The sequence below is a fragment of the Nonomuraea maritima genome (genome assembly GCF_900100395.1).
GTDB classification, from domain to species: Bacteria; Actinomycetota; Actinomycetes; order Streptosporangiales; family Streptosporangiaceae; genus Nonomuraea; species Nonomuraea maritima.
Window position 1 is genome coordinate 1 of sequence record NZ_FNFB01000046.1, and the last position, 13,705, is coordinate 13,705.

General features: G+C 65.5%; 19 protein-coding genes and 1 tRNA gene. 12 read left to right on the plus strand and 8 right to left on the minus strand.

Annotation, left to right across the window (positions count from 1 at the left end; genetic code table 11):
• Positions 1-451: 451 nt before the first annotated feature.
• Entirely contained in the window at positions 452-931 is a 480-nt protein-coding gene (locus BLR04_RS37390; RefSeq protein ID WP_090773903.1) for a GntR family transcriptional regulator, read from the minus strand.
• Between the two features lie 965 nt (positions 932-1,896).
• Here BLR04_RS37390 and BLR04_RS40185 point away from each other — a divergent pair.
• Positions 1,897-2,238: a hypothetical protein gene (locus BLR04_RS40185; RefSeq protein WP_143022389.1), complete on the plus strand. Its 342-nt coding sequence runs from the start codon at positions 1,897-1,899 to the stop codon at positions 2,236-2,238.
• Positions 2,239-2,297: 59 nt separating this feature from the next.
• On the opposite strand, the gene BLR04_RS40190 is transcribed toward BLR04_RS40185, so the two are convergent.
• From BLR04_RS40190 to BLR04_RS40200, 3 genes are read right to left on the minus strand one after another with little or no spacing between them, the layout of a single operon-like run.
• The gene (locus BLR04_RS40190; protein ID WP_143022390.1) at positions 2,298-2,672 is read right to left on the minus strand and encodes a hypothetical protein; all 375 of its coding nucleotides are present in this window, start codon (positions 2,670-2,672) and stop codon (positions 2,298-2,300) included.
• Positions 2,673-2,691: 19 nt separating this feature from the next.
• Complete coding sequence (locus tag BLR04_RS40195) at positions 2,692-3,243, minus strand: hypothetical protein (protein WP_143022391.1); 552 nt, start codon at positions 3,241-3,243, stop codon at positions 2,692-2,694.
• Complete coding sequence (locus BLR04_RS40200; protein ID WP_143022392.1) at positions 3,215-3,562, minus strand: hypothetical protein; 348 nt, start codon at positions 3,560-3,562, stop codon at positions 3,215-3,217. The genes BLR04_RS40195 and BLR04_RS40200 overlap by 29 nt, the downstream gene beginning before the upstream one ends.
• A 170-nt stretch (positions 3,563-3,732) precedes the next feature.
• Here BLR04_RS40200 and BLR04_RS37405 point away from each other — a divergent pair, with 170 nt between their 5' ends.
• The 10 genes from BLR04_RS37405 (at position 3,733) to BLR04_RS37440 (ending at position 10,040) form a co-directional block, all read left to right on the plus strand.
• The gene (locus tag BLR04_RS37405) at positions 3,733-3,987 is read left to right on the plus strand and encodes a hypothetical protein (protein ID WP_090773906.1); all 255 of its coding nucleotides are present in this window, start codon (positions 3,733-3,735) and stop codon (positions 3,985-3,987) included.
• A 13-nt stretch (positions 3,988-4,000) separates the two neighbouring features.
• Positions 4,001-4,420, plus strand: coding sequence for a plasmid replication, integration and excision activator (locus BLR04_RS37410; protein WP_090773907.1), 420 nt, complete (start codon positions 4,001-4,003; stop codon positions 4,418-4,420).
• Positions 4,420-4,686, plus strand: a complete 267-nt coding sequence (locus tag BLR04_RS37415; RefSeq protein WP_143022393.1) for a hypothetical protein — start codon at positions 4,420-4,422, stop codon at positions 4,684-4,686. The genes BLR04_RS37410 and BLR04_RS37415 overlap by 1 nt, the downstream gene beginning before the upstream one ends.
• Positions 4,683-5,000, plus strand: coding sequence for a hypothetical protein (locus BLR04_RS37420; RefSeq protein ID WP_090773909.1), 318 nt, complete (start codon positions 4,683-4,685; stop codon positions 4,998-5,000). The genes BLR04_RS37415 and BLR04_RS37420 overlap by 4 nt, the downstream gene beginning before the upstream one ends.
• Before the next feature lie 87 nt (positions 5,001-5,087).
• A complete protein-coding gene (locus tag BLR04_RS37425) occupies positions 5,088-6,515 on the plus strand; it encodes an FtsK/SpoIIIE domain-containing protein (RefSeq protein WP_090773910.1) in 1,428 nt (475 codons plus the stop codon).
• Complete coding sequence (locus BLR04_RS40205; RefSeq protein ID WP_143022394.1) at positions 6,512-6,715, plus strand: hypothetical protein; 204 nt, start codon at positions 6,512-6,514, stop codon at positions 6,713-6,715. The genes BLR04_RS37425 and BLR04_RS40205 overlap by 4 nt, the downstream gene beginning before the upstream one ends.
• Positions 6,708-6,866, plus strand: coding sequence for a hypothetical protein (locus BLR04_RS41125; protein ID WP_176903498.1), 159 nt, complete (start codon positions 6,708-6,710; stop codon positions 6,864-6,866). Before BLR04_RS40205 ends, BLR04_RS41125 begins: the two co-directional genes overlap by 8 nt.
• Complete coding sequence (locus BLR04_RS37430) at positions 6,863-8,473, plus strand: replication initiator (protein ID WP_090773911.1); 1,611 nt, start codon at positions 6,863-6,865, stop codon at positions 8,471-8,473. The genes BLR04_RS41125 and BLR04_RS37430 overlap by 4 nt, the downstream gene beginning before the upstream one ends.
• Positions 8,470-8,661 (plus strand): helix-turn-helix transcriptional regulator, encoded by a 192-nt coding sequence (locus BLR04_RS37435; RefSeq protein WP_090773912.1) that lies wholly within the window; start codon positions 8,470-8,472, stop codon positions 8,659-8,661. Before BLR04_RS37430 ends, BLR04_RS37435 begins: the two co-directional genes overlap by 4 nt.
• Positions 8,658-10,040 (plus strand): tyrosine-type recombinase/integrase, encoded by a 1,383-nt coding sequence (locus BLR04_RS37440; RefSeq protein WP_090773913.1) that lies wholly within the window; start codon positions 8,658-8,660, stop codon positions 10,038-10,040. Before BLR04_RS37435 ends, BLR04_RS37440 begins: the two co-directional genes overlap by 4 nt.
• Positions 10,041-10,280: 240 nt before the next feature.
• Here BLR04_RS37440 and BLR04_RS37445 read toward each other — a convergent pair.
• A tRNA-Lys gene (locus BLR04_RS37445) sits at positions 10,281-10,356 on the minus strand.
• 49 nt (positions 10,357-10,405) lie between these two features.
• Positions 10,406-11,560: an acyl-CoA dehydrogenase family protein gene (locus BLR04_RS37450; protein WP_090773914.1), complete on the minus strand. Its 1,155-nt coding sequence runs from the start codon at positions 11,558-11,560 to the stop codon at positions 10,406-10,408.
• Between the two features lie 91 nt (positions 11,561-11,651).
• Here BLR04_RS37450 and BLR04_RS37455 point away from each other — a divergent pair, with 91 nt between their 5' ends.
• Entirely contained in the window at positions 11,652-11,939 is a 288-nt protein-coding gene (locus BLR04_RS37455; RefSeq protein ID WP_090773915.1) for a PspC domain-containing protein, read from the plus strand.
• Positions 11,940-11,952: 13 nt separating this feature from the next.
• On the opposite strand, the gene BLR04_RS37460 is transcribed toward BLR04_RS37455, so the two are convergent.
• Together BLR04_RS37460 and BLR04_RS37465 are read right to left on the minus strand one after the other, a co-directional pair.
• Complete coding sequence (locus BLR04_RS37460; RefSeq protein ID WP_342672332.1) at positions 11,953-13,233, minus strand: MFS transporter; 1,281 nt, start codon at positions 13,231-13,233, stop codon at positions 11,953-11,955.
• Positions 13,234-13,343: 110 nt separating this feature from the next.
• Positions 13,344-13,694 (minus strand): metallopeptidase family protein, encoded by a 351-nt coding sequence (locus tag BLR04_RS37465; RefSeq protein WP_176903500.1) that lies wholly within the window; start codon positions 13,692-13,694, stop codon positions 13,344-13,346.
• Positions 13,695-13,705: the final 11 nt, after the last annotated feature.

The window sequence follows — 13,705 nt, forward strand, 5'->3', positions numbered from 1 at the left end:
CCCGCACGGAACTCTGGATCGAACCTGCGTCTGGTCTCTCCCACGACCCAACCTTCTCCTTAGGTCAGGTCTCCACGCTAGAAGGGGAAGTCCAGCAACGCCACATCGATGCGGGAGTTTTTCTGCTCGTGTCGGCCATAGAGGCACTTGGCGTAGCGTGTACGAGGCACCTCCACGCTATTTCCTGCGCGGGCAGCTACCTCGGTGGCATCTATTCCGACGTTGAGCCAGGTAGACAAGGTCAGGCCGAGCTTGAGTCGGAGTCAGTTGACCAGATGTAGATCGTACGCGTCACCTTCGGAGCAATGCTTGAGACCTGTAGATCACCGGGAGGGGCGTACTTTCCCGATGATCATGTGAGTTCTTAATGTTGCCGGCGGCGACCGGATAGAAGCCAGGGCGCGGTGAAGATCCGCGGGGGGCAGGGCGTCGTGCGCCGTGGCAGCGGAGATTAACCCTCGGGCCAGTCTTCGGGCTTGGAGACGTACGTGCCCTTCTGCGGCACGGTGAAGACCCAGCCCAACTCGCGCATGTGCGCGACGGCTTGTCTGATCGTTCCTGGCGCCCTGTCGAATCGCTGCTCAAGCGTCTTCTCGCTGGGGATGAGCCGATTCGGGGCGTAGGCCCCCGCCTTGATCTCCCCGATGATCTCGTTGGCGATCTGCTGGTAGACCGGGACCCTACGCGGACTCTGGGGGGCGCTCTTTGGCCCAACGAAGGTGCCACGTCCTTGCTCGGTGTACACGGCACCCTCCTCTTTGAGGAGTCGGATTGCTCGGCGAACCGTCTGTCGCGTGACGCCGTAGGTACTCACCAACTCGACTTCAGATGGCACGGCAGAACCAGGCGCGAGAACGCCGGAGACGATGCGCTGCCTGATCTGGTCCGCTATCTGCACGTATAGGAGTACAGGCCCCTCACGGTCGAGCACGTTCGAACACTAAGCAAGCGCCAACGTGCTCTATCAGTCTGCTACCCCTAGATGTAGGAGCGTGTACAAGTACTAGAGGAAGCCATACCTATAGAGGTATGGTGGTGCTGTGACCCTCTACAGAGGTCGAGCGAGACGGGCCGAACTGCCGCAGCGCCATCCGGCCCCTGAGCCCCGATCGGTTCAGTTGATTGACCCCGAGCTGCGCACAGCCTTTAGGCGCTTCTACGTCTGGTGCGAGGCCGGCCTATGGCACGCCAGGCCACTCCCCAAGGTGACCGCGATTGAGCGCGCCCGCCGTATCGCTCCTGAGCTGACGGCGGAGTCGCTGATCTCGTTGGCCATTCTGTGCATCTGGCACCGGAACCGCCGTGCAAGCGTCGGCCACTTCTGATGGTGCTTGCCGTGAACGGGAAAGGCGCTGGAGCCGAGCTTGCGGCGATCAGGCGCGCGGCAGACATTGCCTGGGAGTTGTGCCGTACCTCGGTGGAGCGGTTCCGAGTCGAGTGTGTGTCCTGCTGCGATATGTATATCTGGGGGTCTGAGAACGATGTCTATGTCGTTATGAGGCACGCGGATAATGGTCTAGAGATAGCAGTAAGAGGTGTGTGGGAAGAAGCTCGCCCCGTATGGGATCTCCTATTGCTAGCACATGAACAGCAGCACGCGATACTGAGCGAATATAGCGTGCCAAAGAGGCCGCCTACTCCCTGTCCAAGTTGGGTGCCATTTGATCCAGCGGGAACAGTCAGAATCCGCGAGACGTCCTGCTGCGGTATCTACGAATGGGCTTCCCAGGGTGGAATATTTTTTGTGCTTCAGCGTACTGTCGGCGGAAGCCTAGAAATCGGTAGAGGTCAATATAGGTTCGCGCGTCAAGAATGGGATCGTCTTCTGCAGGAGCATCGTAAATCGCATGGGTCAATGCCTAGGAAGGTTAAAGCGCGGGGAAGGGAGAGAGGCGAGTGTCCAACGAACACGGCCCTCAGATGAACTCCGCCGTAGAAGCTGCGCCCCATATGTCGATGCATGCTGACGCCCTCGAACTTATCAAGCGCGCATATGACCAGGTTAATGCAGACCTGCAGAGAATGGCTGACCTCGATGCGGCGTATGATATCGCCACGCGCTTAGCAGATGGCATGCGAAAACTTGCCGATGATGCAGCGCTTACTCGTGCAAAGTGCGCTGCAGAGATATCTGATGCCGAAAATCTTTCCCGAAGGAAACTGGCGGAGAGGCTAGGAATCTCAAAGGCACGCGCAGATCAGCTAATCAGGGTCGCCCGTGACAAGCCTGCGCCCTAACGGTCATACCCAAGCACCACTGCGGCCCTGGGGCAGGCATGACCTGCCCCGGAGGGGTGTCACACGTCGGCAATCAGATCGATGGGCAAGTCTAGATAGTTGTCCATGACCCGTGCCCGCAGCCTGGTCCCGCCTTGGCTGCTCACCTCGTCAGGTAGTCGGGTAGCTCCGAGAGCGTCACACCATTCTTCGAAACCTCTGCGACGTTTGTCCGCGTCACCTATGTCACAGACCGCGGTAAGCGGCGTGGCCGATGGACTGCTTGCGATCGTCCATGTAACTACGGGAAGGTCTTCATTCTCGATACGCGAGAGAAGGTCTCGAAGAGCCTCCATGGTGCGCTGCTGGACATGTAGCTGGTCAAGCTCTGCTTTTCTTGCCTCTTCTTGTTCGTGCATGATGCGCGCCTGTTCTAGTCGATCGTCCCACGTCATCGTGCATACATCTCCCTTGCTAACGCGCCTCCAACCCCTCGGGAAGAGTGATCGGCTCTTGCCCGTGCTCATGGTCGTACATGCCGGCTAGGGCAGGGCGGAAGGCTGCTAGGTGATCTGGCCATTTGCCGCACAGGGCGGTACGTGCGGCGGAGTCTGTTTGCAGCAGAAATTGCAAGTGTCGCAAGCCGTGCATCAGTACATCGATGTACCGAGGAATAGGTGCGTCCGTGGCCTCGACCGGAATCGGTTTTCCGACAGCATTGGGGAGTGCCGGGCTGATCGGGGCGGCGTGCTGCCATTTATCCCGTACGAAAGCGCCGCACCCGAGCACGGCTACGTAGGTGAGAATGACGGCGGCGCCATCTGCACGCCAGGACGTTGAGTGGAGGAGCTTTACGCCGTCTTCTGCATCGTTCTTCGCGAGAAGATCGACTACGGCGCTATGAGGGTCACTGTCTTGCTGCACTGCGTCCGAACGCCAGGCGTCGGCTCCACTGATGAGCCACAGGCCAACGTCGTCGGCCGAGACGGGCCAGACCTCAACGATTACCTCTGTCGGCTTGCTCATCCCTAACGTCCCTCCGTTGCGTTCCCGCGTCTTTGGCAGTCTTTATGAGCTGCGCTGCGCGCGCTTTCGATACCCCGATGCGGTCAGCCAGGCCGGCCAACGACATCTGCTCATGGTCAAAAATGCGGGCTGCCGAGAGGGCCCGCTGATCCCCTGAGGCTTCAACAAGCCGTCTCAGCGTTTCGACCAGCTCGGTTGCACCCGCATAGGCCTGACTGGGCTCAGGCTCCGCATTGATCACTGCAAGAGCGGCATCGAAGGCGTGTTCGAGGGATGCAAGCGCGGATTGAACCGCCTCGCTCACGTCTTCCTTTGCCATGAAGGCAGCGTACGCGCTCCGTTCAGAGGGGGCTATACCCGCCACGTACAGCCCCCCCTTGACGGCCGTGTAGGGGGTCCTGTACGTTCGTTCGTGCAGCCCCCCCTACACGGGGCCCCGAGCAGGGGAAACGGCTGTGTCGGCCAAACGATGTGGGATTGGAGTGATCAATGATGGTTGGTCTCGAAGACGCGAAACGATCCCGTCTGATCACAACCATCCGCATCGTGGCCGATGTGATGGATAACTGCGCAGATGGCCTGGCCTCCACGGTGCTGGCCGCCACGGTGTTGCTGATAGTGATCTTCTCGCTTCACGCCGTGGCGGACGTCCTGGAGCACTGCCAAGACGCGCATGCGGGTGCCCTTCGGCAGCACGTAGCAGTGCGTTCGGAAGCATCCCAAGTTCAAGTGTCGAACAGTTGAGAGGAGAGCCGTCATGGCTCTGCAAGGCCCTATCCCCGTCACCTTCGCCATGGTCTTCCCGCACGGCTGCTACATCGTCGGTGAGGTCGAACCCGTCAAGGACTTCGACGCCTCGACCAACGGCCGGTTCGTGCAGTCCCGCGACAAGCAGACCGGAGAGCTGGTCTGGCAGGTCGCGGTCATGGACGGTGACCCGACCCTCAAGCCCGCGCAGAAGACGGTCGCGGTCAAGATCCTGGCCCCGGTCCAGCCGGTGCCGCCGCAGCCGATGCCGGGCCTGCCTTTCACCCCGGTCGCCTTCGACGGCATCACGGCCACGCCGTACGTCAACGCGGCCGGTCGTCTCGCGTACTCGATCAAGGTCCGTGAGATGCACGCACTCACTCAGCCCTCCCAGCCCGCCAAGGCTTCGGCCGGAAAGGACGCCGCCTGATGACCCGTCGCCGCACCCCTCGTAACAGTGTGATCCGGCTGACCACCGGGCACGCCGCCCGCACGCTCAACCATCCATTCGCCCGCCGTGAGCCCGTTCTGGCGCTCGACTTCGGCGCCACCTCCGTCCTGGTCACCACCGATGGCCAGGTGACAGCGGAAGACCTGGAGTTCGCGCGCCAGCTCGCCCGCGAGGCTTACCGCTTCGCCCGCTCTCTGGAGCGCAGCTTCTACGGGCTGCCCGACGGCAAGGGGGTGGCTGCGTGAGCGAGCACACGCCGTACACCTACGTCACCTTGTCCCTGCGACCGGAGTCCACGCCGCACGTCGGCGTCTCCTTCCACACCCCTGGCCTCAAGGTCCGTGCCGGGCTCCTGTTCGACAGCCCCCGCCCGTACCTGGAGCTCTGCTCTTACGAGGCAAACGTGCACGTGTCCACCACCGGGGCCGGGCCGGTCACCGACGCCGACCTGGCCATCGCCCGCGAGATCTTCACTGCTGCCGCTCGCTATCTGGCCGACTGCGAGCAACTGCATGCCGAACAGCCGGCCAACTCAGACGCCGCCGAACCGGCGGGCTGACATGAGGCGGGGCCGCTGGAAGCGGCAACTTCCGGCGGCCCCTCGGTTCTCCCCTGAAGTTCCACCATCACGAGAGGTTCCCAGCTTATGTTCAAGCGGCTGCCTGGCGACGAGGCGCGTAACCTCGTCTCCACCACGCCCGACACGGCCGTCGTCTTCCGCCCGGCCGTCGTGTCCACTCCCGCCATCCTCACCATCGTCCTCCTGGTCTTCCGGATGCTGGCCGGACTCGTCCGTACGATCTGGCGCCACCCCATCGCCTGCGCCATCCCCGTCGCCCTCGGCGCTGCCTGGTGCGTCTACGGCTGGCCTGCCTCGGCGTCGCTGCTCGGCACGGTCGTCCTGCTCCTCATCTCGTGGGCGTTCCTCGACCGTCCGTCGTTCTCCCGTCTCGTCGGCTACCGGCTGCTGGCCTGGTGGCGGTTCGTCTGGGTCTACCGGCGGCACTGGCAACCCGTCATGACCGTCTCCGGTCTCGGCCGTCACATCAGGGGCCGTGACTACCTGCCCGTCCTCGGCAAGGTCACCTGCACCTCCTGGGCCGACCAGGTCACCGTGCGCATGCTCAAAGGCCAGGCAGTCAAGGACTGGACCGATCGCCTCGACCACCTGGCCCAAGGCTTCGGCGCCACGTCCTGCCGCGTCTCTCTCGTGAAGGCCGGACAGCTCATGCTGACCTTCCCGCGCAACGATCCACTGTCTCAACCTCTGCCAGCGCTTCCCGTGCATGAGGAACCGACCGTGGGACCGGTCGAGATCGGCAAGCGCGAGGACGGTCAGCCCTGGCGGCTCAAGGTGCACGGCACTCACGTTCTCGTCGCCGGGGCGACCGGGGCCGGCAAAGGATCGATCATCTGGTCCGTCATCCGCTCCCTCCTCCCCGCCGCCCAAGCGGGCCTGGTCGAGCTGTGGGCGGTGGACCCCAAGCTGATGGAGCTGTCCTACGGGCGAGACCTGTTTGGTTCCCGCTACGCGGCCACTCCCGAGGAGTGTGTTGACCTGCTGGATGAGGCTGTCTGCGTCATGCAGAAGCGAGCGGCGCGGTTCGCCGGGCTCCAGCGCTCCCATACCCCCACCATCGAGGATCCGTTCGTCCTGGTCGTGGTGGATGAGGTGGCGTTCCTGACCGCCTACCAATCCGATCGGCAACTGCGGCAACGCATCTCCTCGGCGCTGGCCACGCTCACCACCCAAGGACGGGCGGTCGGTGTCGGTGTCCTGGCCGCACTCCAGGACCCGCGCAAGGAGGTCATGAACATCCGCAACCTGTTCCCCGACAAGATCGCCCTGCGGCTCGATGAGTCGGAACAGGTGGACATGGTCCTCGGTGACGGCGCACGCGACCGGGGCGCTCTCGCTGATCACATTTCACCGGTTCCGGAGCTGGGCGCGGGCGTCGGTTACGTCCGGCTGGAAGCCAGCCCCGAACCCGTCCGGGTCCGCGCCGCCTACGTCACCGACGCTGACATCCACGCCATGGTCGACGCTTACGGCCCGTACGGGCAGGCCGCGTGAATATCTGCTTCCACGGCACCGCCAATGAGATCAGCCTGGTTGCGGCCCGTCCGCTGATGGTCCTGCTGACCGCACATGATCTGCCCCGCATGCGGGTCTTCGAGCTCTACCGCTCCCGCATCGTCCAGGCTCACCCGGACCTGGAGCGCTACCGGCTCTGCGCCCATCTGACCGAGACGGAGGTGAGCCCCGATGCGTGAACTGCTTCACCCGCTGGACGGGCTGCGCTGCTCCACCTGCCTCAACGAAAACACGCTCTGGCTCGACCTGGTCCGCGCCCTGGTCGAGTGCCGCGAGTGCGGACAGACCGCGCTCATCGTCCCTGACGCCGACGAAGGGAGGACCGTATGACCCATCCGCACGACCGCGCTCTACCCCGCGCTGTCCGCCAGGCGATGCCGATGGCTCGCGATGTGCTCGAAGAGGTCGCGAAGCTGCACGGCGTCTGTATCCGGCCTGTGGCGCTGCGGCGGCTCGACACCGTTACCGGCCGATCCGAGATCATTGACGTCCCCTGCGGCTCCACCCTCGACGCCAAGTGCCCGCCCTGCGCCAAACGCAACCGGCAGCTCCGCATGGCGCAATGCCGCGAAGGGTGGCACCTCGACACCGAACCGGCCATCACGCCCGACGAGGGCAGCGAGGAACAGCGCTGGCTGGTCGAGTTCCGCGCCGACATGCAGGCCAAGCGGGACGCCGCCGAGCAGGCCGGCGACGACACCACCGACCTGGACGCCGTCCTCGTCGGCCTGGACGAGGAGATCAACGCCGCTGGGATGCGAGGCAGCGTCACCGGATCCGCGGCGCCCAAGCGCACCCGTTCAACCCGGCGACGGCAGGACGCGCCCGACCTGCCCAAGCGGAAGATGACCGACACCACCTTGGGCCGTACCTTCACCAGCTCTGATGGCAAGGTCTACCGGCCGTCGCTGTTCGTCACGCTCACCCTGCCCAGCTACGGCAAGGTCCGTAACAGCGTTCCGATCGACCCCGAGAGCTACGACTACCGGCGGGCTGCTCGGGACGCGCTGCACTTCTCCAAGCTCGTGGATCGGTTCGTGCAGAACTTGCGCCGGGTCGCGGGCTATAACGTGCAGTACTTCGCCGCCGTCGAACCCCAAAAACGGCTTGCTCCGCATCTGCACATGGCCATCCGGGGCACCCTTCCTCGTGCCGAGATCAAGCAGATAGCGGCGGCCACCTACCACCAGGTGTGGTGGCCCCAAGCCGACGAGGTCCGCTTTGAGGGCGACCACTTGCCCGTCTGGGATGAGGCCGGCTATCTCGACCCTGTCACGGGGGAGGTCCTGCCCACCTGGAACGAAGCCCTCGACGCCCTGGACGAGGACGCGGAACCCCTTCACGTGCTGCGGTTCGGCGACCAGGTGGACGTGCAAGGCGTCCTCGCCGGAACCCCCGACGCTGACCAGTGCATCCGGTACCTGTCCAAGTATCTGACCAAGTCCATCGGTGACACCCTCGACGGCGGCCAGGCCCAGCGCGAACACGTCTCCCGCATGCTGGATGCCTTGCGCTACGAACCGTGCTCGCCGACCTGCCCGAACTGGCTGCGCTACGGCGTCCAGCCCAAGAACGCCAAGCCCGGCATGCAGCCGGGGCGGTGCCGCTCCAAGGCGCACAAGCCTGAGCACCTCGGCTACGCGGGCCGCCGCGTCCTGGTCTCCCGCAAGTGGTCCAACAAGACCCTCGCCGAACACAAGCAGGATCGCCGCACCTGGGTCCTGGAAGCCCTCGGCAAGGCCGATGGACCCAGCGACCCACACCGCTACATCTGGCGACCCGTCCCGGCCGGAGACGCCAACGTGCCACCCCTGGCAATGCGGCTCCTTCGGTCGGTCCACGAACGCCAACGCTGGCGAGCCCACCTCAGAGTGCTGGAAGCCAGCGCTGAAGGACAAGATCTTTCGGCAACCGAGGATCTCGGGAGGGTTGCGTGACCAAGCGAGACGAACTGCTGACCGTGGCCCAGGTCCTCGGCGAACTCGGCGGAGTCTCCCGCCGCACCTTCTACCGATGGCGCGAGATCGGCAAGGCGCCAGAGGGCATCCGCCTACCCAACGGCGAACTCCGCATCTACCGCAGCGACTTCAACGCCTGGCTCGAATCCCTCAGGAGCGCCGCATGACCACCTCCTACAAGGTCAAGTTCTGGGACATCCGCACCAACACCAGAGCGGACGGCACCGGCAAAAAGCCCCGGATCGTCTCCCACACCGTGCGGTGGACGGTCGGCAACCGTGAGAAGTCCCAGACCTTCAAGACCAAGGGCCTGGCCGAGAGCTTCCTGTCCGACCTGCGGCAGACGGCCAAGAAGGGCGAAGCCTTCGACATGGAAAGCGGTCTTCCCGCTTCGATGGTCAAGGCCAAGGACGCTCGTACCTGGTACGCCTTCGCCGTCACGTACGTACACGCATGGTGGCCCCACGCGGCGGCCAAGTCCCGCGAAGGCATGACCGACGCACTGGCCAACATCACTGCCGTGCTGGCCAAGGACGTCGCGGGCCGTCCCGATGCCGAGATGATCCGGAAGGCGCTGCGGGAGTACTCCTTCCTTCCCGAGGACCGTCGGCCGGCTCCGACACCCGAAGTCGCCAAGGCCGTGAAGTGGATCGAGGCGGCTTCCCTTCCTCTGAGCGCGTTGGAGGAGGCCAAGCACACGCGGGCCGTCCTTGAGGCATTGGCGCTCCGCATGGACGGCAAGGCGGCGGCGACCTCGACCTATCGGCGTAAGCGGGCCGTCTTCCATCACGTCCTGGAGTACGCGGTGGAGCTGGAGGAGCTTTCGGCAAATCCGCTCCACAAGGTGAAGCTCCGCAAGATCAAGGCCACTGGTGAGATCGACCGGCGCTCTGTCGTCAACCCGCTTCAGGCACGGGACTTGCTGACCGCAGTGACCTACGTGGGCCGTTCGCGGGGACAGATGATGATGGCCATGTTCGCCTGCATGTACTTCGGCGGTCTCCGTCCTGGGGAGGCATCGGCTCTGCGGCAGAAGGACTGCCACCTTCCCGAGACGGGATGGGGTTACCTCACCCTGGAGAAGACCCTGCCGGAGACGAACAGCCGCTACACGGACTCGGGGGAGAGCCACGACGAGCGGGGTCTGAAGCACCGCGAGCAGCGGGCGACCCGCCATGTTCCCATTCCGCCCGAGCTGGTCAAGATCCTTCGGCAACACGTCCTGGAGCACGGCATTGCGCAGGACGGTCGCCTGTTCCGTACGAGTAGCGGCAAGCCGTTCCCCGGCTCCACGGTCTCCAAGGTGTGGCGTGAGGCACGGACGTACGCGTTCACGCCCGATCAGGTCGCCTCACCGCTTGCAGGCCGACCGTACGACCTCCGGCACGCGGCTGTGTCGCTCTGGCTCAACGCCGGTGTTCACGCCCCCGAAGCGGCGGAACGGGCGGGTCATGGCGTGGACGTGATGCTCAGGGTGTACGCCAAATGCATCGACGGCCAACGCGATGTCGCCAACCAACGCATCCTGGATGCGCTCGCCGCGTGAGCACGCATCTCACAGAAGGACCCCGACACACATCGGGGTCCTTCGTCGTGTCGGCCCCCGAAATGCTTCCGGAACGGCTCCGAATCGGGGGAGTGGCCTGGGCAAACGCGCCAGGTTCCATTCCGCGTATATTCCGCGATCACTGGCGCTCGGCTGCTTTCTGTGGCATCAAGCTGCCTACGCGGCGTACACCGATCGTGGAAGAAAGCCCAGCTCAGAGCCATGATTCGAGGTGGGGAGTGGTAGGGCGCCCGGGGCTCGAACCCGGAACCTACGGATTAAAAGTCCGCAGCTCTGCCAATTGAGCTAACGCCCCTCGCACGAGCAAGGGTACAGAGATTACCGCCCCGCCCGCGACGCCTCCATCACCGGTAAGCCGGCAGTCCCGTCAGGGCTTCCCCCAGCACCAGCGTATGGACTTCCTGCGTGCCTTCGTACGTGAGCACACTCTCCAGGTTGTTCATGTGCCTGATCACAGGGTACTCCAGCGTGATCCCGTTGCCACCCAGGATCGTACGGGCCTGACGGGCGATGTCCAGGGCGGCGCGGACGTTGGAGAGCTTGCCGAAGCTGATCTGCCGGGGCTCCAGCTTTCCCGCGTCCTTGAGCTGGCCGAGGTGGAGGGCGGTGAGCCCGGCCTGGGCGACGCCGACGTACATCCAGGCGAGTTTCTCCTGGGTCAGCTGGAACGCGCCGATCGGCTTGTCGAACTGGACGCGCGTCTTCGCGTACTCGACGGCCGCCTCCAGGCAGGCGCGGGCGGCGCCCACGACGCCCCAGACGATGCCGAACCGGGCCTCCGACAGGCACGACAGCGGCCCGCGCAGCCCCACGACGCCCGGCAGCGCGGCCGAGGCCGGCAGGCGTACGTCGTCGAAGTAGAGGGAGGACGTGACGGACGCCCTCAGGGACATCTTCTTGTGGATCTCAGGGGCGGAGAACCCGGGCGTCGACGTCGGGACGACGAAGCCGCGGACGCCCTCGTCGGTCTGCGCCCAGACGACGGCCACGTCGGCGATCGAGCCGTTCGTGATCCACATCTTGGAGCCGTTGAGTATCCAGTCGGATCCGTCCCGCTTGGCGTAGGTGCGCATGCCGGACGGGTCGGAGCCGTGGTCGGGCTCGGTCAGGCCGAAGCAGCCGATCGCCTCGCCGGCCGCCATCCGGGGGAGCCATTCCTCTTTCTGCTCGTCGGAGCCGTACCGCCAGATGGGGTACATCGCGAGCGAGCCCTGCACCGACACGAACGACCGCAGCCCGGAGTCGCCCGCCTCCAGCTCGCGGCAGGCCACGCCGTACGAGGTCGCGTCGGTGCCGGCGCAGCCGTATCCCTGCAGGTGCATGCCGAGCAGCCCCATCGAGCCGAGCGCGGGGGCGAGCTCGCGCGCGGGGAAGACGGCCTCCTCGAACCAGTCGCCCACGTGCGGCAGGACGCGTTCGGCGACGAAGGACCTGACCGTGTCGCGGATCAACCGCTGGTCCGCGTCGAGCCGGTCGTCGAGGCGCAGCAGGTCGTCCATCGCGGATCCTCTCCTTGCATAAGGGACTACCAGGGTTGTACCAGGGGGAATCCTGATGTGCGAACACCGAACCCGCGGGCAGTCTTGAGACATGAGCGAATACCAGGTCAAGAAACTGCGCAGGACGGACAAAGGCCGGATCGTCGCGGGCGTCTGCTCGGGCGTCGGGGAGTTCGTGGGCATCGACGCCAACGTGGTGCGGATCGCGCTCGCGATCCTGACGCTGTTCGGCGGGCTGGGCATCGGCATCTACGCGATCGGCTGGCTGCTCATCCCCGACGAGAAGCACGAGACGTCGATCCTGCAGGACCTCGTCAGCAAGCAGCAGCAGCGCAGGTCCGCCACCGACTGGAGCGGCGAGCACAAGCCGCAGCCGTGATCAGGCCGCGGGATCACGCCGTCGCCTCGGCGTGTACGCGGGCGGTCCTGCGGCGGGAGTCGGTCCACGCCAGAGCGAGGACGGCGGCGCAGGTGACGCCTCCGACCCCGGCCAGCGCGACCACCGGCTCGGGGCCGAACCTCTCCGCCGCGAACCCGCCCACCAGAATGCCGACCCCCTGGACGGCCATCAGCCCCGACTGCACGAGCCCGAACGCCTGCCCGCGACGCTCGGCCGGAACCGCCTGGACGAAGGCCGCGTTCGCCGCGAGCTGGTACGCCCCGCCGATCCCCGACAACACCCAGGCGGCGAGCACCACGACGAGCGGCGGCCGCACCGCCGCCACGATGAGCGGCGCGCAGCTCAGCATGGCCATCCAGCCCATCAGCCGCAGCCGCCGCTCCGGCGTCACGAACCTGCTGAACAGGAACGCCCCGATCACCGTCCCGGTCGGCATCGCCGCCATGAGCAGCCCCGTGATCACCGCGGTCGGCATCGCCTCGCCCGCGAACGTGGACGCGTACGGCGCCGCGAGGCCCTCCGGCAGGATGTAGAACCCGCACAGCCAGGCGAAGAGCACCAGCGTGCGCAGCTTGCGCGACCCGAACACGAGCTGGGCGCCGGCCTTGGTCATCGTCCACATCGACGGCTTGGCGCCGTCGTGAGCGGTGGCGGGCCGGCGGCGCACGCCGGAGACCAGGATCAGCGCGGACGCGAGGAACGTGGCGGCGTCGATGGCGAGCGCCCGGTAGGGGCCGATGCCCGCGATCACGGCTCCGCCCGCGGCGAACCCGATCATCTGGACGGCCTGGTTGGTCATGTTCTGCAGGGCCGAGCCCATGACGTACGCGTCGCCGCCGAGCACCTCGGGCAGCAGCGCCGCCCGCGCGGCCGAGAACGGCGCGCTGAGCAGGACGACGAGGAACACGAGTGCGCAGAGCGCCCAGAACGGCATGCCCGGCACCGCCATCACGGCGACGAGTGCGGCCCTGAGCATGTCGCAGGTGAGCATGACGCCCCGGCGCGCGAACCGGTCGGCAAGCCCCGCCAGCAGCGGACCGCCCACGATGGACGGTAGGTACGTGAGCGCGTACACGGCCGCCGTGGCCAGTGCGGAGCCCGTGCGGTCGTAGACGAGCACGGCGAGCGCGACCTGTGCGAGCTGGTCGCCGAGGAGGGACAGGCCCTGGCCGAACCAGAGGGCCCGGAACTCCTTGACGGCGATGACTTCCCGGTATGTGACTCGTGCCGTTTCGGCACGCCGATGCCGTCCCGGCGGCCTTCGCGCCCGCATGGCCCCCATAGGACTCCGCTGTGCCTTGCTCAGGGTGTTCGGTATGTCACCTAAGGTGCCCGATCGACAGGGGTGACCGCAACCCAAAGCAGCCAACCAAATGCAAAGGGTTACCAGCCCAATTCGTGAAGCCGAGCGTCGTCGATGCCGAAATGGTGACCGACTTCATGGATGACCGTGATGCGGACCTCCCTGATGACGTCCTCTTCCGTCTCACAAATCTCACATATCGCATCACGGTAGATTTCGATGCAGTCGGGCAGAACCGCTGAGTACCAGTCGCCGCGTTCCGTGAGGGGGACACCGGTGTACAGGCCCAGGAGGTCGGGCTCCGGCGCTTCGTCGACGACCGTGACGACCACGTTGCTCATGGCGCGGGCCAGCTCGGGCGGAATGGTGTCCAATGCCTCGGCCACGAGTTGCTCGAACTTCTCCCGCGATACCCAGATCACGCTTGCCATTCTGCCCCGTC